The organism is Ignavibacteriota bacterium (assembly GCA_016707525.1).
Classification (GTDB): Bacteria; Bacteroidota; Ignavibacteria; order UBA10030; family UBA6906; genus JAGDMK01.
The window spans coordinates 1-21,984 of the sequence record JADJHP010000015.1; the positions used below are offsets into that span (position 1 = coordinate 1).

Sequence of the window (21,984 nt, forward strand, 5' to 3'; positions counted from 1 at the left end):
GTTATGCGTCAATTGTCTATATTGATTCAGACAATTGACTATATGGAGGTGGACTTGGAAAACGACCTGAAAGCCCTGCTGAGCCTCAGCGGCGGTGTGGTGTCCGGACTGCATGTCGGGGAGCAGATCGAAGAGGGGTTGTCCGCCGGGGTGATCGACCGGATCAAGAAAGCCCTTGGCATCCCCGACCGGCAGCTCTCGGCGACGCTCGGGCTGAGTTCACGGACCATGACGCGGCTCCGGAAGAGCAAACGCCGGCTCCCGCTTCCGGTGGGTGACCGCCTGTACCGGCTGGCGCGGACCTTCACGCTCGCCCTGGATGTCCTGGAAGATGCTGACCGCGCACGGGAATGGCTGCACACCCCGCAGATCGGGCTGAACCACCGTATTCCGCTGGAGGTGCTCGCAACGGAAGCGGGTGCGCGTGAAGTGGAGGATCTGCTCCGCCGCATCGACCTCGGAGTGCTCGCATGACCATCGCGTGGCGGCTGGTCAAGGCTCGCCACCAGGCCGGGGCATTCTCCGGAGAAGGTGCGCGCATCGTCGGGGGGCGCTGGAACCATCCCGGGACGAGGGTTGTGTATGCATCGGAGAGTCTTGCGCTTGCTGCGCTCGAGACCTTCGTGCACCTCGGCCATGCCGCCGTCGCGATCCGGTTCGTTGCCTTCCGCATCACCATCCCCGACGCCGTCAACGTAGAACACGTGGCCCCACGCGCGCTTCCGCGCCGCTGGCGGTCCGAACCACCCCTTCCCGAGAGCATGGACCTTGGCACGCGATGGGTCGACTCAGGCCGGAGCGCGTGCTTCCGTGTGCCCTCCGTGGTCATTCCGCGCGAGTCCAACCTCATACTGAACCCCGCTCACCCCGACTTCAAACGGATCACCATCGATCCGCCCGAAGCATTCACCTTCGATCCGCGGCTCTGGAAGAACACCGGAGCAGCCTCAGCTTAACCCTTTGGAGAACAGGTTCTCCCTGGCCTGACGGGGCGTTGAGAAGGGGAGGACCTTCGGATCGACCAGCCGCTCATAGTCGGGATACGCCATTCGCACCATGTCGCGGTGTGAGCCGGCGTTGAAGGCGATCTCTTCATCCTCCGTGAGTGGTGGCGATACGATGACGTCCATGCTGAACAGGTTGCCGAAGGGCGGCATGGCTCCCACCTCGCACTCGGGGAAGAGCGCATTGAGCTCCGATTCACTCGCCAGCCGGAGATCCGGCTGCTCGATGAGCTCACGCAGCAACGGAAGGTCGATCATCTCGCTCGCGGGAAGGACCGCGAGGAAGTACACCCCGTGCGTTGCCAGCACCACGGTCTTGGCCACTTCCCGGAACGGCAGGTGGGCCGATACTGCCACCTCGCGTGCAGTGAACGCCGGCGAGTGATGGATATGGACGTACTTGATGTGGTGGCTGTCCAGGAATTCGGTGAGTCGCTTCTGTATCATCGCTGCCTCCATGTGATGGTGAGGGGAATCCGCTCAACATGGCCGGCTCCGAAAGGGGGGTCGGACGGTATGGCACGACGCAATGAACGACTCGGGGCGCTGCCCCGGGAGGGATCGCGGAAGAAAGTACGAACGCCCGATGACAAGCGCAAATGGCAAGGGGGTATGACTGACGCAGGATGATCCCCGCACCCGATCTTGAAAATGGCGAATATGTGCTGGAAATGGCACGTTTTGCCCATCCCGAGAGATTTAACTTGACTTCCTCCCCCCGCCTTTGTACCCTTGAACTGCTTCCAGCGTGGCCCGACCTCCAGACGTTCCGCTCGCGATAAGGTCAGCACGCAGTCCCGACGGATGTTCCGGCTTCACCACATCTTCGTACATGCCCTGGCGGAAGAGATCTTCCGCCGTCAATGCACACACAGCCAAAGTTGTCGCCTGCCCGTGGCGACGTGTTCACTGTATCATGTGAGGAGGTTGGTTCATGAGGACAAAGATACAAAGCAGGGAAGAGCGCCGTCAGGCGATCCAGAAGGAGATCGAGGCGATCTCGACAGATATCGAACGCGTCCGGCTGCTCGTCACCGATGTCGTTCGCAATGTTGAATGCAGCCCGGAGATCCATCCGGAGCAGAATCTGGCCCATGCCGCAGCACCCCGGACCCCATCCGCCAATTAGTTGACCTGAGTTGCACTCCTTTCCTGCCGCCCGTACCAGGGGATCGACGGCAGGAAGCTGAAGCATCACGATACCGCAGACCGTTTCCAGCCGCCCGGCTCCCCGGCGGAGGCGCGGCATTGCGTTTGCTTTACCGCCTTCCGTTTGGTACCTTTTATCATGCCTGTATCCATCCACGTCCTCACTTCGAAAGGGCTCCCCATGAAGGTGTTGCGCATTCTCGGAATCTCCATCCTGTGTCTTGCTCTCGGCCTCGCTAGTGCCTTCGCACAGCCCAAGAAGCGCATCGCCGTGTCCCGTTTCGACGATGGCGCGCACTATCACGGATGCGGCACAGGCATCTCTGACATGCTCGCGACCGCCCTGGTGAAGTCCGGCAAGTTCATCGTGATCGAGCGCAAAGACCTCGACAAGGTTCTGGAAGAACAGCGACTCGGAGCATCGGGCGTCATCACGGCCGAGACTGCTCCTGCCATGGGCAAGGTGCTTGGGGTGGATCTGATCGTTGTCGGCAGCGTCTCGGAACTCGGGACCAAGAAGTCCGACATCGGCGGCGGTGCTTCGCTCTTCGGCGTCGGCATCTCCTCCAAGGGCGCGCGCGCCGTGGTGGATATCCGCCTGGTGAACACCACGACCGGCGAGATCATGGCGGCGGAATCGGAAGAAGGGACGGAGAGTTCGATCGGGTTCCATGGCCGGTATGAGGACATCAACTTCAGCGATATGAATGCCTGGGACGATACGGACCTCGGCAAGGCCGCCCGCGAAGCCATCAACGGTTGCGTCGAACTGATCATCGAGAACATGGCGTCGATCCCGTGGTCCGGCCGCGTCATCAAGGCGAATCCGGACGGAACGGTCCTGATCAAGCCGGGGTCGGAAGGGAATGTGAACGTCGGCGATGAGTTTGACGTGTTCCAGGCAGGCGAGGAGATCAAGGATCCCGATACCGGGCTTTCCATGGGCAGCGAAGAGACGAAGGTGGCGCGGATCAAGGTGACCGGACAGATGCTGAATGGCAAAGCGGCAAAGGCGAGCGTCGTGTCGGGTACGGGCATCAAGACCGGCGACATCGTCCGCCAACCGGCGGAATAACCACCGCAGGGGAGCTGGAGACGCCGGCCCTACTGCAGGAAACCGGTGTCTCCCGATCCCTGGCGGATGATCACAGGTGCATCTCCCGTCAGATCCAACACCGTGGATTGCTCGGCAACGAGCGGTCCGGCATCGAGGATCAATTCCACACTGTTGCGATACGTTGCGATCAGCTCTGCCGAGTCGCGCAGCACCGTCCCGCCTTCACCGGTGGCACTGGTGCTGAGGATCGGATGGCCGAGTTCGCGCACGATACCGAGTGTGGTGGGACTGTCCGGGACGCGGATCCCGACGGTCTTCCGTTTCGAAAGAAGGAGTTTGGGGAGGTTCTTCATCCGTGCCGCCGGCAGGATGAACGTGTAGGGCCCCGGGATCAGATGCTTCATGATCTTGAAGGCCGCGTTGTCCACCGTCGCATACTCGCTGATGTGCGTGAGGTCGGAACAGACGAAGCTGAACGGCCTGTCCGTGCGCTGTTTCTTGATCAGGTAGATGCGCTCGATCGCGGACTTATTCAACACGCTGCACCCCAGTCCGTAGACGGTATCTGTAGGATAGACCACGATACCGCCAGCAGTGAGGATCTCGGCCGCTTTGCGTATCGCACGCGGCTCCGGATTGTTCGTGTGGACGGTGAGTATCATGATTCGAAAAAAGTAACAAGAATAGTGAAGAATGGCAACTGAAGCAAGATGGCTCGTTACATTGGTCGGCCGCCCGAATGTGGGGAAGTCGACCCTGTTCAATCGTCTCCTCGGGCGCCGTCATGCGATCGTTGACGATCAGCCGGGCGTGACGCGCGACCGGCACTACAGCGATACCGAGTGGGCCGGGAAACATTTCACCCTGGTGGATACCGGAGGCTTCGTCCCCGATTCCGTCGACACGATGGAGTCGGCCATCCGCGAACAAGCACAGCTCGCGATCGAACAGGCAAACCTGATCCTGTTCATTGTCGATGCCGAGGCCGGCGTTGTCCCCGCCGAACGCGAGATCGCGGAGATCCTGCGGAAGACGGACAAGCAGGTCATGCTCATCGCGAACAAGAGTGACGGCGACAAGAAGGAATACGGCGCCTCGGAGTTCTATGAACTGGGCCTCGGCGATCCCATCCCCATTTCCGCTCTGATCGGGCGCAAGATCGGCGATCTCCTCGACCTCATTACGAAGGACATGCCCACCAGCGATGGCACCGACGGCGATACGCGACTGAAGATCGCCGTCATCGGCAAACCGAACGCGGGCAAGTCGTCGCTCGTGAATGCCCTGCTGCAGGAAGAACGCCACATCGTAACGGACATCCCGGGGACCACCCGGGACCCGATCGATGCCATCCTGAAGCACTACGGGGAAGAGATCGTCCTCATCGATACCGCCGGCCTCCGCCGGAAGAGCAAGGTCAAGGAGTCCGTTGAACTGTACAGCGCACTCCGCACGATCAAAGCCATCGAACGGTGCGACGTGGCCATCATCCTGGTGGATGCACAGGATGGTGTCGAACATCAGGACCTGCGGATCATCGAAACGGCGATGGAGAAGCGGACGCCGGCGATCATCGCGGTGAACAAGTGGGACCTCGTGGAGAAGGACGACCGCACCGCGGCAGCCTACGAAAAGGCGATCCGCGAACGCCTCCGCATCTATGATTTCCTCCCGATCATGTTCGTCTCCGCACTCTCCAAGCAGCGCATCTATAAACTGATCGAGATGGCGAAGGAAGTGCGTGCGGAAGCACAGAAACGCATCTCCACGAGCCAGCTCAACGACCGGCTGCTCCCGGAAGTGACGGCACACCCGCCGCGCAGCAGGTCCGGGAAAGAGATCAAGATCAAGTTCATCACCCAGGTGAAGTCCGAACCTCCCGTGTTCGCGTTCTTCGCCAACGAACCGCAGCTGATCGAGGATTCCTACATCCGCTTCCTCGAGAACCGGCTGCGCGAGCAATTTGGCTTCACCGGCGTACCTCTCGTGATCTCTCTGAAGAAGAAATGACCCTCCCGCAACGCACGATCGTCGTGGTCGGGGGACTCGCGGCAGGTCCGAGTGCGGCAAGCAAAGCCGCGCGCACGGACCCGGATGCCCGCGTGGTCCTGCTGGAGCAGTCGGACACGATCTCCTACGGGATCTGCGAGCTGCCGTACTACGTCGGTGGCATCGTGCGTGCGGAAGACCTTGTCGTCCATACCGCGGAAAGCCTGAAGCGCGAGAAGGGCGTTGACGTCCTCCTGCATCACCGCGTCGAGGAGATCCGGACCGGCAACCGCCGCCTCATGGTGCGCGATATCAACGCGGGGAAGGCCGTGGAGATCGGTTACGACCGGTTGATCCTGGCAACCGGTGCAACGCCACGGCGGCTGGGGCTCGAGGGTGAAGATGGCGCGAATGTCTTCCACATCCGCTCGCTCGACAGCGCACACCAGCTCCGTCACTTCGTGGACGGCGCGCGGCCGCGCACGGCAGTGATCATCGGCGCAGGATTTGTCGGCGTCGAGATGGCCGAGGCTCTCCGTGAACGGCAGATCGATGTGACCCTCCTCGAGCGCGGGGAACTGCCGCTTGCCGGGATGGCACCGCAAGCCCGCGCTGCCATGCGCGATGTCCTCGTGAAACATGGCGTGCGGTTCTGCGGGAACGAATCGCCCGTCGCATTGGGGTCGCAGGATGGGAAGCGCGTGACCCATGTGCTCACGCCGCATGGTACGTATCCCGCTGAGGTGGTGGTTGTCGCAACAGGGGTCGTCCCGAACGTCGGCCTGGCCCGGCACGCGGGGATCACCATCGGCAGGTACGGCGGCATCCTCGCCGATCAGTGGCAGAAAACATCGGCGCACAATATCTATGCAGCGGGCGACTGCTGCGAGGTCCGCAATGTCGTGACGAACGGATGGTGTTACGTTCCGCTTGCCACGATCGCAAGCCGGGCAGGGTGGGTGGCGGGAACGAATGCAGCGGGAGGGCGGGCAAAGTTCGCCGGCGCACTCCGCGCGACGGCGGTCAAGGTATTCGACCATGAGGCCGTGCGCATCGGCCTGACGGAGGACGAAGCGAAGGGCGCGGGATTCATGCCTGTTGCGCAGACGGTGACCACGCCGTCGCGCGTTGGTATGATGCCGGGTGCATCGAAACTCACCGTGACGTTGATCGCCGATCGTTCATCCGGCCGCTTGCTGGGCGGGACGCTCTACGGGAAAGAAGGCGCCGTCCACCGGAGCCACGCTCTTGCCGTTGCTTTGCACCAGAAATTGACCGTGGATGCGTTCCGCGAGACCGACCTTGCGTACGCCCCGACGTTCAGTCCGCTGTGGGACCCGTTGCTTGTTGCTGCCAATGCTCTCTCCCGGGAGCTCCAATCCTCAGGACGCTCATGACCAACCTTACCATCATCGATCATCCGCTCATCAAGCGCGACGTTGCGATCCTCCGGGATGCAACAGCGTCGAACCATACGTTCCGTACCACCCTCAGGCGCATCTCCTCGATCATGGCCTTCACCGTCACGCATGACCTCCGCGTCCGGAAGACCAGAGTCCGCACTCCTCTGGAAGAGACGACCGGCTATGTGCTGGCCGACGATATCGTGATCGTACCCGTCCTGCGTGCCGGACTGGGGCTCATTGACGGGTTCCTGGACGTGTTGCCGGAGGCGCGTGTGGGGCATGTCGGGCTCTACCGGAACGAGCGGACGCTCGAGCCGGTGGATTACTACTCCAAATTCCCTCAAGGGCTTGCGAAAAGCCTCGTCATCCTCCTGGATCCCATGCTGGCAACGGGGGGGAGCGCATCGGCGGCCATCACGTTCCTGAAACGCCGTGGTGCACGGCGGATCCGCTTCGCCGCCCTCGTCGCCGCACCGGTCGGGGTGAAGCGCGTGGCCGCCAACCATCCCGATGTTTCGATGTATGCCGCGGTCCTCGACCGCAAGCTGAACGACCGGGGGTATATCCTGCCCGGACTCGGTGACGCGGGCGACCGGCTGTTCGGCACGGAATGACACCACTCCGGGGGCATCCGGCCCCCGGCCCTGTTCCCGTGTATCTTCCTTGACTCTCGCACACCGGCATCCTATATTTTTGAAGGTACGCTCCGCCTGAACTTCCGTTCCGGGCGGGCTGTTCTTGAAGATAGAACCCCCGTGTGTCCGCGGATGGGCGAACCGGGCCAGGAGCCATGAACAACCCCAAGTACAAAAAGAAGCTCGATGACCTGCTGGCGTTGTGCCAGAAGACCCTGCCGCGGCTTGATGAGAACCTGATCCGGCGGGCGTTCGACTTCGGCTTCAATGCCCATCGCCATGATATCCGCGCCTCGGGCGAGCCCTTCTTCGACCACCCCTTCGCCGTCGCCAAGATCGTTGCCAAAGAGATCCCGCTCGATGACGTCTCCGTCGCCGCGGCGCTTCTCCATGACGTGGCCGAAGATACCGAATACACCGTTGCCGACATCCGCGAGGAGTTCGGCGGCACGGTGGCGGACATTGTGGACGGCGCGACGAAGATCTCCGACATCTTCAAGAGCCACGATGTGACCCAGGCGGAGAGCTACCGGAAGATGTTGCTCTCCATGGTCAACGACATCCGCGTCATGCTCGTGAAGTTCGCGGACCGCCTGCACAATATGCGGACCCTGGAATATCTGCCGGTCGAAAAGCAGCGGCGGCTCGCCAAAGAGACCCTTGATATCTACGCCCCCTTCGCCCATCGGTTCGGCCTCGCGAACATCAAGTGGGAACTCGAGGACCTGTCGTTCAAGCATCTCCACCGCGAAGCGTACGACCAGATCGCCCGCGACCTGAAGTCGCGGCGCAGGGAGCGCGAGCACTACATCCGGAAATTCTCCCAGCCGATCGAGAAGCGCCTCAAAGATGAGGGGTTCAAGTTCGAGATCAGCGGGCGACCGAAGCATATCTTCAGCATCTATAACAAGATGATGAAGCGGAACAAGCCGCTGGAAGAGGTGTACGACCTCTTCGCGGTCCGCATCATCCTGGACACCGCGGAGCCCAACGATTGTTTTGCGGTGTATGGTACGGTGGCCGATATCTATATTCCCAACCCCGAACGGTTCAAGAACTACATCTCGGTACCGAAGAAGAACGGCTACCAGTCCATCCATACCACCGTGGTCGGGCCGGAAGGCAAGATGGTCGAGGTCCAGATCCGCACCCTGAAGATGCACGAAGTGGCGGAGAAGGGCGTCGCGGCGCACTGGATGTACAAGGAACACCCGGGGAATGTGGACCCCGAGATCGCGAACTGGGTGAGCTGGGTGCGCGAGATCTTCGAGAACGCCGCCGAGGGAACGGTCCCCACGCAGCAGTTGATGGAGAGCTTCAAGCTCAACCTGTATCAGGACGAGATCTACGTCTTCACGCCGAAAGGCGATCTGCGGATCCTGCCCAGCGGGTCGACCCCGATCGATTTTGCCTATGAGATCCATTCCAAGGTCGGTGACCACTGTATCGCCGCGAAGGTGAATGGCCGGATCGTACCGCTCGATACGCACCTCAAGAGCGGGGACCAGGTCGAGATCCTGACATCGAAGAACCAGACGCCGAACCCCGACTGGGAACAGTCGGTCGTGACGCACAAGGCGAAGGCGCACATCCGCCGGTGGATCAAGGATGAACAGCGCAAGGCGATGGATGAGGGGAAGGAGACGTGGGAGCGGCGGCTGAAGCGGGCGAAGGTCGCGATCAATGACGATGACCTCCTGCGGTTCGTGCGCGAGAAGAAGATGGAGAACACCTCCGCGTTCTACCTCGGGATCCACGAGGGAAAGATCGACCCGGACGAGGTGATCGCGCTGTATCAGGACGAGCAGAAGCACCCGCAGCCGACCGGAGTGGAAGAGGCGCGGATCGACGGGCTGTTCAACCGGTTCATCACCACCGCCCGTGGCGGGAGCGGGGGCATCGTGCTCGACGGCACGCGCGACAATTTCATGCACAACTACGCGAAGTGCTGCCAGCCGATCCCGGGCGACGAGGTCGTGGGCTTTGTGACCACCGGTGAGGGGATCAAGATCCACCGGAAGTCGTGCCACAATGTGCGTTCGATGATCAATGCGCACAGCAACCGGATCGTGGATGTGCAATGGCCCGGAGACAATACCGTGTTGTTCGTGGCTGGCGTGCGGGTGTCCGGCGACGACAGGCCTGCGATGTTGAACGACCTGACCCATGCGATCTCCACCTACAAGAACACGAACATCCGGAGCGTCAATATCGAGACGGCGGATGGGCTGTTCCAGGGCGCGTTCATCCTCAATGTCGAAAATACGGACCATCTCATGCGCATCATTGAGAAGCTCAGGAAGGTGCCGGGGGTGAGGACCATCGATCGGTTCGAGGAGTAGCCGGGATGGCCGGAGAACCGGGGCGGGTGCTGGCGCTGGACTACGGGGCGAAGCGTGTCGGTGTTGCCATGAGCGACCCCCTGCGTATCCTCGCGAGCGGTGTGGGTACATGGGCCAACGATGCCGGCCTGCTGACGGCCATCGCGAAGCACGTGCAGGATGAGATGGTCGTGCTCATCGTTGTCGGCATGCCCTATGCGCCCGACGGCGGCAAGGGCGCAAAGGCACGCGAAGTGGAGGCGTTCATGGAGCGCCTGCGGGGGGTGGTGCAGGTGCCGTTGACCACATGGGACGAGAGTTACACCAGCGTGGAAGCGCATCAGGCCTTCCGCGATGGGGGGATGAAGAAGAAGCAACGGCGCGACCGTGCGGCGGTGGACACCATGGCGGCCCGGATCCTGCTTCAGCAGTTCCTTGATGCGCAGCCCGCGCGTCAGGGGTGACCGCACCAGCCGATCGATCACTACATTCTGGAACACCGTTGTCACTACCTGAGACCGAAACTCCCGCACCGCAGTCGTCACGGCCGGCCGCATTTCTGAAGGCGGCATGGGGGTGGGTGCGCACGCACAAGTTCAAGACCCTTCTGCTCCTCATTGCGGCATTCGTCGTCTATGTCATCCTCAGCATCCCGTACTTCGGGGTTCTCTCGTTGGGCAATACGAACCCCGACGAGACCGCGTTGATGCGGCAACGGCTTGCGGAGGCAGAGGATGATGGCAGGCCGTTGAAGATCACCCGGACGTGGATCCCCATCGGGAAGATCCCGAAGTATGTCCTGGACTGCATCGTCGTTGCCGAAGATGGGACATTCTATGAGCACGGGGGTATCGACTGGTTCGAGATCCAGGAGTCGCTGGAGAAGAACCTGGAAGAGGGGAGAGCGGCACGTGGAGCGAGCACGATCACCCAGCAGCTCGCGAAGAACCTCTTCCTCTCCACGTCGAAGGACCCGCTCCGGAAACTGCGCGAGGTGATCATCACCGTCATGATGGAACGGACGCTGGAGAAGCGGCGTATCCTGGAACTGTATGTGAACCTGATCGAATGGGGGCGCGGTGTCTTCGGGATCGAGGCCGCGGCGCGCACCTACTTCGGAAAATCCGCGTCCGCGCTCACGCTGGATGAGGCTGCACGCCTCGCCGCGGTCATCCCGAGTCCGCTCCGTCACCGTCCGGACACCGACTCGCGGTACGTTCTGCGCAGAAAAGCGATCGTCCTCGGGCGCCTCACGGCCCGCCGACAGGTCCCTGTCCTTGAACAGGAGGAGGAGCCGGCACTCCCGGCCGAACAGGTACTCCCGGATCGCGATACCGGCGCTTCTCCGGCTCCGGGAGCGGAACCGTCCGCGCCTCCGGCCCCGATCGAGGAGCCGGAGGCGCCACCGGATACCAGTGGAACAGACCAGGGCATGTGAGATGGACTACAAGGATGTGAACGCGCTGATCGAGGAAGGCGAGGGGTTCGAGGTGGAGTTCAAGCGTAAGTTCTCCACTCCCGAGAAGATCGCCCGCGCCCTGATCGCCTTCGCGAATACCCGGGGAGGGCATATCCTGTTCGGGGTGGACGACGACGGTTCGATCGTCGGTGTGGAGAGCGAGAAGAGTGAGGTGGACCTCATCCGCGAGGCGGGACTGCATTTTTGTGTGCCGGAGATCGAACCGGGGATCGATATCGTGGCCTTCAGCGGCCTGGATGTGGTGGTGGCAACCATTGCGGAGAGCGACCAGAAACCGCACTACTATGCCGGGGAGGCCAATGGCTTCCCGAATGGCGAGGGAACCAGGGTCTATATCCGGGTCAACGATAAGACGGTGATGGCCAGTAAGGAAGTGGTGAAGATCCTCAAGAATGAGCGGCCGGATGCTCCCGCCATCAAGATCGAGATAGGGGAGAACGAAAAGAGGCTGTTCAAGTACCTGGACGAGAACGAGCGGATCACGTCAAAGGAGTTCTTAAAGCTTGTGAATATCTCCCAGCACCGGGCTTCCAGGATCCTGGTGGGGTTGGTCCGGGCCGGGGTGGTCAGGATCCATACCCTGGAGAAGACGGATTTCTTCACCCTGGCGTACGATGTGACGAAGTAGGGGGTGTCTGTTGGAGAACCCGGACCATTTCGAACACCGCGATCCCGTACGCAACGGCGACGTTCAGGGACTGCTTGGCGCCGAACATGGGAATCTCGATCGCCATGTCGGCGGCCTCGACCAGTGCTGGAGATATTCCGGTTAACTCGTTGCCTATCAACAAACAAAGTGGGAATTCCTCGGGTTGTACCGAGGTGTGCGGGCGGCTTCCATCAGTCTGTTCCACGAGACAGATCCTCACTCCTTCTCCCTTCAACCTTGCGATGGCTTCCAGAGGGTCCTTCGCGTAGGACCAGGGAACCGTGTCGGTAGCCCCCAGAGCCGTCTTACTGATCTCCTTCCGGGGAGGGTAGGGTGTAAAACCCGTCAGAATGACCTCCTTCACCCTGGCGCCGTCCGAGGTCCGGAATATGGAACCGACGTTGTACATGCTCCGGATGTTATCCAGGAGCACGTAGATGGGGAACCTGGGAGCACGCTGGATCTCATCGCCGGCGAGCCGGTGGGCGGAGATCTGGTCGTGACTGAGCTTTTTCAGGGGAGGCTGCATAGGTGGGTCAAGATACGGCTTTCCACCGAGGATTTCAAAGAAGTTGCCGCTTGGATCCTATTTTCGTATATTCTTTTCTCACGAGAAATCGATCAAGTGACTGAACGCCGGTTGGTAATCGCAATAGATGGCCCTGCCGCTTCCGGGAAGAGCACGACGGCACGATTGGCCGCCGGTCGGCTGGGGTACATACATGTGGACACGGGGGCGATGTACCGTGCGGTGACCCTCAAGGTCCTGCGCGCGGGCATCGTGCCGGAGGATGCTTCCTCCATTGCGGAGTTGCTGCCCGGGACGCATGTGCAGTTGATACAGTCGTCGCAGGGTCTGCGCATCCTGCTCGATGGTGAGGACGTTTCGGAAGCCATCCGGACGCCTGCCGTGACCCGTGCCGTGAGCGCGGTGAGCAGTCAGCGCCTCGTGCGCGAAGCGATGGTGCGCGAGCAGCGTCTGATGGGCAAGGATGGCGGGATCGTGCTGGAAGGGCGTGACATCGGGACGGTGGTCTTTCCCGATGCCGACCTCAAGTTCTTCATGGTGGCAGGCATCAACGCGCGGGCACAGCGCAGGCAGGAAGAACTCGCCGTGCGCGGTGAACACATCGCTCTCGATGTTCTCGAAACCGAGATCGCCGAGAGGGATGCACGTGATGCATCGCGGGCCGAGTCGCCGCTGCGTCGTGCGGATGATGCCATCGATATCGATACCTCGGACATGTCGATCGAGGAGCAGGTTGCGTTCGTGGTGAAGACGGTGGAAGCCCGCAGGGGCGGAGGAGAGGGACGATGAAGGTGACGATCGACGGCAGTGCGGGATTCTGTTGGGGTGTCGTCCGCACGATCGATATCGCAGAAGAAGAGATGAAGGCCGGTGATGCGCTGTACTCGCTCGGGCCGGTGATCCACAATCCGATGGAGATCGAGCGGCTGCGGGAAAAGGGCCTTGCGACGATCACGCATGCCGACCTCGCCTCGTTGGCGGGCAAGAAAGTATTGATCCGGGCGCACGGCGAACCGCCGTCGACGTACCGCGAGGCGAAGAAGCAGGGCGTGACGCTCATCGATGCCACCTGTCCGGTGGTGACGAAAGTGCAGGAGCGGATCCGCAAGTTCCATGACAATGGCTATCAGATCGTGATCTTCGGCAAGAAGGACCACGCTGAAGTGATCGGGTTGCTGGGCCATACGAACAATGAAGCCATCGTCGTGAAGTCGGTGGCCGAAGCGGAAAAGGTGGATGCCGGGAAGAAAACGGTGCTCTTCTCGCAGACCACCATGGACAAGGCGACGTTCTATGAGATCGCCGGTGTCCTGAAGAAGAGGAATCCAGGAATTCGTCGTCGGCACGTTCGAAGAGTCGGCGATCGATTTCCACGCGAAGGACACCATCTGCGGCCAGGTGTCGGGGCGCGACAAGAAACTGAGGGAGTTCGCCGCGTCGCAGGACGTCATGATCTTTGTGGCGGGGCGCGACTCGTCGAACGGCAAGGTGCTGTACGATATTTGCAGAGAAGCGAACCCGCGCTCGTATTTCATCGAACAGGCGGGGGAGCTGCAGGCGTCCTGGTTCCGCGGCGTGGCCACGGTCGGGATCAGCGGTGCAACATCGACGCCGCACTGGCTGATGAGCAGGGTCAAGGACGCCATCGAAGGAATTGAGCGGTAACGAACGTCATCATTAAACCAATAACCACTAACTCAATGCTCTTCCTGCTGCGGGGCAATGCAGGGCCGACCTGATGACGACGGCCCGGGCAACCACAGCAGGAACGTCCCGCCTCCATACGGGACAGTATGTCGCACAATAGGAGGATGAATGGCAGGATTCACAAAAGGCGCGCAGACATCTTTGGATGAGCGTGACTATAGCGAGGCCCAGTACGACGAGATGCTCAAGTTGTACGAGGGAACGCTCGGCAAGATCAATGAAGGGGAGATCATCAAAGGCCGGATCGTAACGATCGGCGATAACGAAGTGTCGGTCGACATCGGGTTCAAGTCGGAAGGCGTCGTTCCCCTTGCAGAATTCTCCCGCCCTGACGAGCTCAAGGTCGGAGAAGAGATCGAAGTATTCCTGGAAAGCGTTGAGAACAAGGAAGGGCAGCTTGTCCTCTCACGCAAACGCGCCGACTTCATGCGCGTGTGGGAACGGGTCACGAAGGCATTCGACACCGGCGAAGTGCTGCAGGGCCGCTGCGTGCGGCGCATCAAGGGTGGTATCGTGGTGGATCTGATGAGCATCGACGCATTCCTGCCGGGCTCGCAGATCGACGTTCGCCCGGTACGCGACTTCGATGTCTACATTGGCAAGACCATGGACTTCCGCGTGGTGAAGATCAATCACCCGTCCGAGAACGTCGTCGTCAGCCACAAGGTCCTCGTTGAGGAAGAGATGGCCGGCCAGCGCAAGGCGATCATCGAAAGCCTCGAGAAGGGCCAGATCCTCGAAGGGTCCGTCAAGGCCATCACCGATTTCGGCGTGTTCGTCGACCTCGGCGGCGTGGACGGCCTCGTGCACATTACGGACCTCTCCTGGGGCCGTATCAATCATCCGTCGGAGATCGTCAAGCTCGACCAGACGATCAACGTCGTGGTGCTCGACTTCGATCAGGAAAAGAAACGCATCTCCCTGGGCTACAAGCAGCTCCAGCCCCATCCGTGGGAGAATATCCAGGACAAGTACCCGGTCGGGACGAAGGTCACCGGCAAGGTCGTGTCACTCGCCGACTACGGTGCATTCGTGGAGATCGAGAAGGGCATCGAAGGCCTGATCCACATCTCCGAAATGAGCTGGACGCAGCACATCAAGCATCCGTCGCAGGTCGTGTCGATGGGCCAGATGGTCGATGCGGTCATCCTCAGCCTCGACAAGGACGCCAAGAAGCTGTCGCTCGGCATCAAGCAGCTCGAGCCGGATCCGTGGCTCACGCTCATGCAGAAGTATCCGGTGGGTTCGCGCCACAAGGGCATCGTGCGCAACCTGACGAACTTCGGCGTGTTCGTGGAACTCGAGCAGGGCGTGGATGGCCTCGTGCACATCTCCGACCTGTCGTGGACGAAGAAGGTCCGCCATCCGGGCGAGATCGTGAAGAAGGGCGACGAGATCGAGGTCATCATCCTCGGTGTGGACGTCGACCAGCGCCGCATCTCGCTCGGCCACAAGCAGATCGAGGACAATCCCTGGGACCGTTTCGGCGACAACTACAAGGTCGGGACCGAAGTGGAAGGGAAGATCGTCCGGATCATCGAGAAGGGCGTCATCGTCGAACTGCCCCTGGGCGTCGACGGCTTCGTGCCGATCTCGCAGCTTGCGTTGGGCCAGATCAAGAACATCGCCGATAAGTTCAAGGTCGGTGATGCGCTTCCCCTGAAGGTCGTCGAATTCGACAAGGACTCCAAGAAGATCGTCCTGTCGGCCGCCGAATTCCTGAAGGGCAAGGAAGGCAAGGTGGTGACGGATTACATGGCGGCCCACAAGCTGCCGACGCACACCGTCGCCGACCTGGCTACGATCACGGGCCAGACCCCGACGGGCGATACGTCGATCCCGCAGGGTAACTGATCCATCTGAGGTCTCTCGTTACGGCGCCACGGCGCAGGTGATGGAACCCCATCCCTGCGCCTGCGTGCCTGTCGCGGGAGCGACCGTAGAACAAGGAACACAGAAGTTGTGAACTGGGGTTGAAGGCTGTATCACGCCATCAACCCCTTTCTTTTGATACCATGGCCAGAGTCGCACTCCATACCCTCGGCTGTAAACTCAACTTCGCAGAGACCTCGACGCTCGGCGGTCAGTTCCTCGACCGCGGCTTCGACGTCGTGTCGTTCAGCGAGGCCGCGGACGTCTATGTCCTGAACACCTGCAGCGTCACCGAACGGGCCGACCGTGAATGCCGGCAGCTCATCCGTCGCGCACTCCGCCGCTCCCCCGGCGCCGTCGTGGTGGTCACGGGCTGCTACGCGCAGCTCGCACCCGAAGAGATCGCATCGATCGACGGGGTGGATTATGTGCTCGGCACGCGTGAGAAGTCGTCGATCTTCGATCATGTGCATGCGATGGAAAAGCAGGCAGCGCCGCAACTGCATGTCTCCGATGTGAGGGAAGACAATGATTTCGGTGCGGCGATGTCCGGCCCCGCCGCCGACCGCACGCGAGCGTTCCTCAAGGTGCAGGACGGCTGCGATTACACATGTTCGTATTGCACCATCCCGCTGGCGCGCGGCGCGAGCCGGAGCCAGGACGTGGACGCATGCGTCACGCAGGCACACACCCTTGTCGATCAGGGATACAAAGAGATCGTGCTCACCGGCGTGAACGTCGGCGACTACGGACGGAAGATCGGATCGAGCCTGCTGGCCTTGCTGCAGGAACTGGTGACGGTGGAGGGGCTGCACCGGATACGCATCAGCTCCATCGAACCCAACCTTCTCACCGACGACATTCTGTCGTTTGTAGCGGACCACCCGCAGGTGTGCCGCCATTTCCACATCCCGCTGCAGAGCGGGAGCGATACCGTGTTGCGGAGGATGCGCCGGAGATATGCCGCGGAGATGTACGCCGGACTTGTGCGCCGCGTCCGGGAGCGGTTCCCCGATGCCGGGATCGGTGTGGATGTGATCACCGGGTTCCCCGGTGAGACGGATGCAGAGTTTGGAGAGACGCACCGGCTGCTCGCCGACCTTCCGGTGTCGTACCTGCACGTCTTCACCTATTCGGAACGGCCGAACACGCCGGCGGCGGAGATCCCCGACCGTGTTGCGCCTGCTGTGCGCGCGCAGCGCAATGAAAGTCTCCGGATCCTCGGCGACCGGAAGCGGATGCTCTTTGCGGAACGACATGTGGGGCAGACCCTCGAGGTGCTCGCCGAGAGTACCGTGCACGATGGGGTGCGTTCAGGATTCACCGGGTCGTTTCTCCGCGTCGGGTTCCCCGCGGACGCCGCGCAGGAGAACCAACTCGTGCGGATACGCGTTACAGGAATGACGGGAGACCATTGCACCGGGATCGTGGCCGGTGAAGGAAGGCAGCAATGAAGATCATCGGGACACAGGAAGGCAGTATCGCAGGCGAAGCGGGCATCCTTCCGGGCGACGAGCTGCTGGAGATCAATGGCCAGCGCGTACAGGACAATCTCGACGTGCGCTTCTACGAGGGTGATGAGGCCCTCGAACTGAAGGTCGCCCGCGATGGGGAGGTGCTGCTCTTCGACATCGAGAAGGATGACGGGGAGGCGTTGGGGCTCGAATTCGAAGAGATGAAGATCCTCTCGTGCGGGAACGACTGCATCTTCTGTTTCGTGGACCAGAACCCGAAGGGGTTGCGGAACCAGTTGTACTTCCGCGACGGCGACTACCGGCTCTCGTTCATGTATGGCAACTACACCACCATGACCAACGCCGGGCCGGCGATCCTGCGGCGCATCATCACGCAGCGCCTCTCGCCGCAGTACATCTCCGTGCATGCCACCGACCTTCCGACGCGCATCCGCCTCATGGGGCTCAAGAAGGACGACCACATCCTTGAGAAGATCGGGGTGCTGCATGACAATGGCATCGCCATGCACACGCAGATCGTGCTCTGTCCGGGGATCAATGATGGCGCGGTGCTGGAAAAGACCGTGGAGGATCTGTGGCAGTACCATGAGCATATCGTGTCGCTCGCCGTGGTGCCCGTGGGCCTCACCGACCACCGGTTCGGGTTGACGGAACTCAGGCGCGTGGACAGGCCGTATGCGCGGAAGCTGCTCGACAGCATCGAAGCCTGGCAGGCGCGGTTCCGGAAGGCGTGCGGCCGCGGATTTCTCTACGCCTCGGATGAATTCTACATCGTTGCCGGACGGCCGTTGCCGGCGGCGAAGGCGTACGACGGCTTCCCGCAGTACGAGAACGGCGTGGGGATGACCCGCACGTTCCTGACGAAGTTTCATGCCGCGGCCCGGCGGCTTCCCGCGGCGTTGCCGAAACGGCGGACACTGACGTTGGTGACGGGCCGGCTGGCTGCAGGGTTCATGGAAGAAGAGGTCGTCCCGGCGTTGAAAAAGGTGAAGAACCTGAAGGTGGAACTGGTCGTTGCAAGGAACACCCTGTATGGGAAGAGCGTGACCGTATCTGGACTTCTCTCGGGGAAATGTGTATATTCTGCTGTACGGAGGAAGGGAGCCGGGCACCTGGTCCTTCTTCCTCCGGACATTCTCAATGCGGACGGGTTGTTCCTCGATGATATGTCCGTTCCGCAGCTTGAACGATCGCTCAACGCCCCGGTCCACGTCTTCGACGGCAGGTGGGGCAGCGTGATGCGGTCACTCTCTCAGAACAGCAGGAGCTGACGCCCGCGGGCTTTGGTACTGGTTTCATAAACAAAGGAGCCTGAAGATGGTGCGCATGTGCTGGGCGTTCGTTGCTGGCCTGTTCCTCGTTGTTCCCCTTGTTGCCGGTGAGCCGGAGAGTCTGACACGCTATGAAGCGCGGTTGGACCTTCTCTCCGCGGTTCCCCATACCCCCATGCTTCAGGATCAAGCGGCCGCTCCTTCGAAGAAGTCCGTCGGCCTTGCGGCGATCTATTCGCTGTTGCTGCCGGGCATGGGTGAGTTGTATGCGGAAGGCTTCTCCAGCGGCAAGTACTTTCTCATCGCCGAAGGGGTGCTCTGGCTCGGCTACGCCGCCGTGGAGATCCACGGCAACGGCCTGCGCGATGATGCCCGATCGTATGCCGTCGCCCATGCGGGTGTGGATGTTGGCGGAAAGGATGACGACTTTTTTGTGGACCTCGGCAACTTCATGACGGTTGAGGAATACAATGAGAAGCGTCTGCGCGACAGGGAATTGGAGCGGGTCTATGACCCGGCCGCGGGCTATAGCTGGCGGTGGGATGCCGACGCGTCGCGCCTGTCGTACAAGGACCAGCGCATCGCGAGCGAGAACATGTACAACAACCGCAAGTTCGTCGGCATCGCGATCCTGGTGAACCACATCGTCAGTGCGATCAATGCCGCCCGGTGCGCCATCGCGCACAACAGGGCTCAGGACGATGCGTTGGGAGAGCTGCATCTGTCGTCGCGGGTGATGGGCGATGCCCTCCGTCCGCATGGCGTTGCTGTCACCATCGCACATTCATTCTAAGGGTACCGGGATCGCGGTTGCAGAGGTGTCCCGCACGCGGGCACCTCTGCAGTAGACCACTCCTGCAGATCCTGGCATCCTGGAATCACCACAATGCGCACGTTAAAACTCGTACTCGAATACGACGGGACCGACTTCGTTGGCTGGCAGAGCCAGCAGAACGGACGGGCAGTGCAGGACGAGGTCGACCGGGCACTGCGGCAGATCACGGGTGAAGAGATCCGGATCACCGGTGCGGGGCGCACGGATGCCGGGGTGCATGCGCGCGGCCAGGTGGCGAGCTTTCGGACGGTCACGGTGCTGACGTGCGAGAAGATCCGCGCGGCACTCAATGGCCTCCTTCCCGAAGATGTCTGCGTGCACGCCGTTGACGATGTCGCCGATTCCTTCCACGCACGGTTCGATGCCATCCGGCGCGAGTACAGCTACACGATCCGATTCTCTCCCACAGCCCTTGAGCGGCGGACCGCCTGGTTCGTCAAGTATCCGCTCAGCAAAGAACTTCTCCGCGTTGCCGCGACAGCCCCGATCGGGACGCATGACTTCACCTCGTTCTGCAAGAACGAGGCAGAGGTGGAGAACCGCGTGTGTGCCATCGTCCGTTCCGAATGGGAAGAGCGCCCCGGTGGCATGGTGTATCATGTAGCGGCCGACCGGTTCGTGCACGGCATGGTGCGGACGCTTGTTGGCACCATGGTGGACATCGCGCGCGGGTATTTCCCGCCTGACGCGTTCCAGAAGATCATGGACAAGCGCGACCGGAAAGCAGGCGGGACGACGGCTCCGGCGCACGGACTGGTGTTGGAGAGGGTAGTGTACCCCTGACCGTCCACCGTTGAAACCTGGACCCTGTCATGCTTACGTAGGGGCGGTGCATGCACCGCCTACACTGACGTCTGCCCTGCACCGCCCGCACCGCCCCTACGTTGACCTTGAGACCAGTTTGTGGCGGCCCCTGCCTTGCACCGCCCCCGCCTCGGAAAACCGAGCCGTCGTGTTGTCACACGCCCCGGACTGCGACGCCCCCGCGTCTGCGTCCTCCCCGTCATCCACATCTCATGGATCCGCATGCTCTCCAAGGTCCTCTCCGGCTCCACGTATGGCGTTTCGGCCTACATTGTAGAGGTCGAGACACACCTCGAAAAGGGCCTCCCCGGGTTCGCCATCGTCGGGCTGCCGGATAATGCCATACGCGAAAGCCGGGAACGGATCAGCGCAGCCATCCGGAACAGCGGCTTTGAATTTCCCCTCCGGCGCATCACCATGAACCTCGCACCGGCTGATATTCGCAAGGAAGGGTCTGCCTTCGACGTGCCCATGGCCATCGGCATTCTCGCCGCGACCGGACAGGTTGAGGCGAACGTCCTTCAGGACTATGTGATGCTCGGGGAGGTGGCGCTGGATGGCACCCTGCGGCCGGTCCATGGCGTGCTCCCGATCGCACTGGAGACCCGGCGCATGGGGATCCGTGGCATGCTCCTGCCGCGGGAGAACGGCAAAGAGGCAGCCATGGTCTCAGGTGTTGCCGTGTACCCGGTTTCTTCCCTGAAGGAGATCGCGGAATTCCTGAACGCAGACCATGCCCGGCTTGCACCGCTCAGCCTGGACATCAACAGCCTGTTCGGACAGGATCAGGGTTATCTTGCCGACTTCGCGGACGTGAAGGGACAGGAAACAGTTAAACGAGCACTTGAAGTGGCGGCTGCAGGTGCTCATAATATTATACTTATCGGCCCGCCGGGTTCGGGGAAGACCATGCTCGCCAAACGGCTTCCGAGCATCCTCCCACCTATGACCTTTGACGAAGCGCTGGAAACCACCAAGATCCACTCTGTGGCGGGGATCCTTCCTCCTGAAGCCGCGATCGTTGGTACGAGGCCCTTCCGTGCTCCGCATCATACGATCTCGGATGCTGCTCTGGTTGGTGGGGGCATGGTGCCACGCCCCGGTGAGATCTCGCTGGCCCACCACGGGGTGCTCTTCCTTGATGAGCTCCCGGAGTTCGCGCGGAACGCCCTGGAGGTGCTCCGGCAGCCTCTGGAGGATGGCGCGGTGACCATCAGCCGGACGCGCCTGTCGGTCTCGTACCCGGCCAATTTCATGCTCGTCTGTGCGATGAATCCGTGTCCGTGCGGCCACTACGGCGACCCGAACAAGGAGTGTGCGTGCCAGGCCGGGAGCGTGCAGAAGTACATGATGCGCGTGTCCGGCCCGCTGATGGACCGTATCGATCTGCACATCGAAGTGCCGGCGGTGAAGTACCGGGAGCTCGCGAGCAGGGAGAGTGGCGAGCCGTCGGGGAGAGTCCGCGAACGAGTGACGCTGGCCCGCGAGGCGCAGGCACGGCGTTTCGATGGGCATTCCGGGTTGTTCGCGAACGCTGATATGCAGTCCAGGGAGATCCGGCAGTTCTGCCGCATCGATGACGCAGGCGAGGAACTGCTGAAATTGGCGATACAAAGCTCGGCCTCTCTGCCCGAGCTTACGACCGGATCCTGAAGGTCGCTCGGACCATCGCCGACCTCGGGTGCAGCGAAGCGATCCTGCCGGAACACATCGGCGAAGCGATACAGTACAGATCGCTCGACAGGACGCTGCTATGAACAAACTCCGCGAGCAGCCCACAACGTGTCGGAATGGACCGGAC

20 protein-coding genes and 2 pseudogenes are annotated in these 21,984 nt (G+C 61.5%); 19 read left to right on the forward strand and 3 right to left on the reverse strand.

The window, feature by feature from the left end; translation table 11 throughout:
- Nucleotides 1-54 precede the first annotated feature (54 nt).
- Together IPI01_18860 and IPI01_18865 are read left to right on the forward strand one after the other, a co-directional pair.
- On the forward strand, nt 55-474 hold the full coding sequence (locus tag IPI01_18860) for a DUF2384 domain-containing protein (protein MBK7259820.1): 420 nt from the start codon (nt 55-57) through the stop codon (nt 472-474).
- Nucleotides 471-956, forward strand: coding sequence for an RES domain-containing protein (locus tag IPI01_18865; GenBank protein ID MBK7259821.1), 486 nt, complete (start codon nt 471-473; stop codon nt 954-956). The genes IPI01_18860 and IPI01_18865 overlap by 4 nt, the downstream gene beginning before the upstream one ends.
- On the opposite strand, the gene IPI01_18870 is transcribed toward IPI01_18865, so the two are convergent.
- Nucleotides 948-1,451 (reverse strand): deacylase, encoded by a 504-nt coding sequence (locus tag IPI01_18870; protein ID MBK7259822.1) that lies wholly within the window; start codon nt 1,449-1,451, stop codon nt 948-950. The two genes, IPI01_18865 and IPI01_18870, sit on opposite strands and share 9 nt — an antisense overlap.
- Before the next feature lie 487 nt (nt 1,452-1,938).
- On the opposite strand from IPI01_18870, the gene IPI01_18875 reads away from it, so the two are divergent.
- Both IPI01_18875 and IPI01_18880 read left to right on the forward strand, forming a co-directional pair.
- Entirely contained in the window at nt 1,939-2,133 is a 195-nt protein-coding gene (locus IPI01_18875; protein MBK7259823.1) for a hypothetical protein, read from the forward strand.
- A gap of 159 nt (nt 2,134-2,292) precedes the next feature.
- Entirely contained in the window at nt 2,293-3,228 is a 936-nt protein-coding gene (locus IPI01_18880; protein MBK7259824.1) for a hypothetical protein, read from the forward strand.
- Nucleotides 3,229-3,257: 29 nt separating this feature from the next.
- Here the strand turns inward: IPI01_18880 and IPI01_18885 are convergent, their stop codons facing one another.
- A complete protein-coding gene (locus IPI01_18885) occupies nt 3,258-3,872 on the reverse strand; it encodes a threonylcarbamoyl-AMP synthase (GenBank protein ID MBK7259825.1) in 615 nt (204 codons plus the stop codon).
- Nucleotides 3,873-3,903: 31 nt separating this feature from the next.
- Here IPI01_18885 and der point away from each other — a divergent pair, with 31 nt between their 5' ends.
- The 7 genes from der (at nt 3,904) to IPI01_18920 (ending at nt 11,669) form a co-directional block, all read left to right on the forward strand.
- A complete protein-coding gene (gene der, locus IPI01_18890) occupies nt 3,904-5,220 on the forward strand; it encodes a ribosome biogenesis GTPase Der (GenBank protein ID MBK7259826.1) in 1,317 nt (438 codons plus the stop codon).
- Nucleotides 5,217-6,596 carry an FAD-dependent oxidoreductase gene (locus IPI01_18895; GenBank protein MBK7259827.1) on the forward strand — a complete coding sequence of 460 codons (1,380 nt, stop codon included), beginning with the start codon at nt 5,217-5,219 and terminating at the stop codon, nt 6,594-6,596. Before der ends, IPI01_18895 begins: the two co-directional genes overlap by 4 nt.
- Complete coding sequence (gene upp, locus IPI01_18900) at nt 6,593-7,219, forward strand: uracil phosphoribosyltransferase (protein MBK7259828.1); 627 nt, start codon at nt 6,593-6,595, stop codon at nt 7,217-7,219. The genes IPI01_18895 and upp overlap by 4 nt, the downstream gene beginning before the upstream one ends.
- Nucleotides 7,220-7,395: 176 nt before the next feature.
- Nucleotides 7,396-9,582, forward strand: a complete 2,187-nt coding sequence (locus IPI01_18905; GenBank protein MBK7259829.1) for a bifunctional (p)ppGpp synthetase/guanosine-3',5'-bis(diphosphate) 3'-pyrophosphohydrolase — start codon at nt 7,396-7,398, stop codon at nt 9,580-9,582.
- A gap of 5 nt (nt 9,583-9,587) precedes the next feature.
- Nucleotides 9,588-10,025 (forward strand): Holliday junction resolvase RuvX, encoded by a 438-nt coding sequence (ruvX, locus tag IPI01_18910; GenBank protein MBK7259830.1) that lies wholly within the window; start codon nt 9,588-9,590, stop codon nt 10,023-10,025.
- Nucleotides 10,026-10,063: 38 nt separating this feature from the next.
- A complete protein-coding gene (gene mtgA / locus IPI01_18915; protein MBK7259831.1) occupies nt 10,064-10,999 on the forward strand; it encodes a monofunctional biosynthetic peptidoglycan transglycosylase in 936 nt (311 codons plus the stop codon).
- On the forward strand, nt 10,977-11,669 hold the full coding sequence (locus tag IPI01_18920; protein ID MBK7259832.1) for an ATP-binding protein: 693 nt from the start codon (nt 10,977-10,979) through the stop codon (nt 11,667-11,669). The genes mtgA and IPI01_18920 overlap by 23 nt, the downstream gene beginning before the upstream one ends.
- Here the strand turns inward: IPI01_18920 and IPI01_18925 are convergent.
- Nucleotides 11,641-12,219, reverse strand: coding sequence for an RNA methyltransferase (locus IPI01_18925; protein MBK7259833.1), 579 nt, complete (start codon nt 12,217-12,219; stop codon nt 11,641-11,643). The two genes, IPI01_18920 and IPI01_18925, sit on opposite strands and share 29 nt — an antisense overlap.
- A gap of 96 nt (nt 12,220-12,315) precedes the next feature.
- On the opposite strand from IPI01_18925, the gene IPI01_18930 reads away from it, so the two are divergent.
- From IPI01_18930 to IPI01_18965, 8 genes and pseudogenes are all read left to right on the forward strand, one after another.
- Nucleotides 12,316-13,008 carry a (d)CMP kinase gene (locus IPI01_18930; GenBank protein ID MBK7259834.1) on the forward strand — a complete coding sequence of 231 codons (693 nt, stop codon included), beginning with the start codon at nt 12,316-12,318 and terminating at the stop codon, nt 13,006-13,008.
- Nucleotides 13,005-13,884, forward strand: a pseudogene (locus IPI01_18935) (4-hydroxy-3-methylbut-2-enyl diphosphate reductase). Before IPI01_18930 ends, IPI01_18935 begins: the two are co-directional and overlap by 4 nt.
- 150 nt (nt 13,885-14,034) lie before the next feature.
- Nucleotides 14,035-15,780, forward strand: a complete 1,746-nt coding sequence (rpsA, locus tag IPI01_18940; GenBank protein ID MBK7259835.1) for a 30S ribosomal protein S1 — start codon at nt 14,035-14,037, stop codon at nt 15,778-15,780.
- A 161-nt stretch (nt 15,781-15,941) separates the two neighbouring features.
- Nucleotides 15,942-17,252 carry a tRNA (N(6)-L-threonylcarbamoyladenosine(37)-C(2))-methylthiotransferase MtaB gene (gene mtaB / locus IPI01_18945; protein MBK7259836.1) on the forward strand — a complete coding sequence of 437 codons (1,311 nt, stop codon included), beginning with the start codon at nt 15,942-15,944 and terminating at the stop codon, nt 17,250-17,252.
- Nucleotides 17,249-18,544, forward strand: a complete 1,296-nt coding sequence (locus IPI01_18950) for a DUF512 domain-containing protein (protein ID MBK7259837.1) — start codon at nt 17,249-17,251, stop codon at nt 18,542-18,544. The genes mtaB and IPI01_18950 overlap by 4 nt, the downstream gene beginning before the upstream one ends.
- 46 nt (nt 18,545-18,590) lie before the next feature.
- Nucleotides 18,591-19,337 carry a hypothetical protein gene (locus IPI01_18955; protein MBK7259838.1) on the forward strand — a complete coding sequence of 249 codons (747 nt, stop codon included), beginning with the start codon at nt 18,591-18,593 and terminating at the stop codon, nt 19,335-19,337.
- A gap of 93 nt (nt 19,338-19,430) precedes the next feature.
- Nucleotides 19,431-20,162, forward strand: a complete 732-nt coding sequence (gene truA, locus IPI01_18960; GenBank protein MBK7259839.1) for a tRNA pseudouridine(38-40) synthase TruA — start codon at nt 19,431-19,433, stop codon at nt 20,160-20,162.
- Between the two features lie 243 nt (nt 20,163-20,405).
- A pseudogene (locus tag IPI01_18965) lies at nt 20,406-21,940 on the forward strand (YifB family Mg chelatase-like AAA ATPase).
- Nucleotides 21,941-21,984 lie beyond the last annotated feature (44 nt).

Excerpts from the sequence above, each read along its gene's own strand:
- upp (MBK7259828.1), top strand. The coding sequence starts at position 6,593 with ATGACCAACCTTACCATCATCGATCATCCGCTCATCAAGCGCGACGTT.
- IPI01_18925 (MBK7259833.1), bottom strand. The coding sequence starts at position 12,219 with ATGCAGCCTCCCCTGAAAAAGCTCAGTCACGACCAGATCTCCGCCCAC.
- truA (MBK7259839.1), top strand. The coding sequence starts at position 19,431 with ATGCGCACGTTAAAACTCGTACTCGAATACGACGGGACCGACTTCGTT.
- IPI01_18955 (MBK7259838.1), top strand. The coding sequence starts at position 18,591 with ATGGTGCGCATGTGCTGGGCGTTCGTTGCTGGCCTGTTCCTCGTTGTT.
- IPI01_18905 (MBK7259829.1), top strand. The coding sequence starts at position 7,396 with ATGAACAACCCCAAGTACAAAAAGAAGCTCGATGACCTGCTGGCGTTG.
- IPI01_18870 (MBK7259822.1), bottom strand. The coding sequence starts at position 1,451 with ATGATACAGAAGCGACTCACCGAATTCCTGGACAGCCACCACATCAAG.
- IPI01_18880 (MBK7259824.1), top strand. The coding sequence starts at position 2,293 with ATGCCTGTATCCATCCACGTCCTCACTTCGAAAGGGCTCCCCATGAAG.
- IPI01_18885 (MBK7259825.1), bottom strand. The coding sequence starts at position 3,872 with ATGATACTCACCGTCCACACGAACAATCCGGAGCCGCGTGCGATACGC.
- der (MBK7259826.1), top strand. The coding sequence starts at position 3,904 with ATGGCAACTGAAGCAAGATGGCTCGTTACATTGGTCGGCCGCCCGAAT.
- ruvX (MBK7259830.1), top strand. The coding sequence starts at position 9,588 with ATGGCCGGAGAACCGGGGCGGGTGCTGGCGCTGGACTACGGGGCGAAG.
- IPI01_18865 (MBK7259821.1), top strand. The coding sequence starts at position 471 with ATGACCATCGCGTGGCGGCTGGTCAAGGCTCGCCACCAGGCCGGGGCA.
- IPI01_18895 (MBK7259827.1), top strand. The coding sequence starts at position 5,217 with ATGACCCTCCCGCAACGCACGATCGTCGTGGTCGGGGGACTCGCGGCA.
- IPI01_18875 (MBK7259823.1), top strand. The coding sequence starts at position 1,939 with ATGAGGACAAAGATACAAAGCAGGGAAGAGCGCCGTCAGGCGATCCAG.
- IPI01_18950 (MBK7259837.1), top strand. The coding sequence starts at position 17,249 with ATGAAGATCATCGGGACACAGGAAGGCAGTATCGCAGGCGAAGCGGGC.
- mtaB (MBK7259836.1), top strand. The coding sequence starts at position 15,942 with ATGGCCAGAGTCGCACTCCATACCCTCGGCTGTAAACTCAACTTCGCA.
- rpsA (MBK7259835.1), top strand. The coding sequence starts at position 14,035 with ATGGCAGGATTCACAAAAGGCGCGCAGACATCTTTGGATGAGCGTGAC.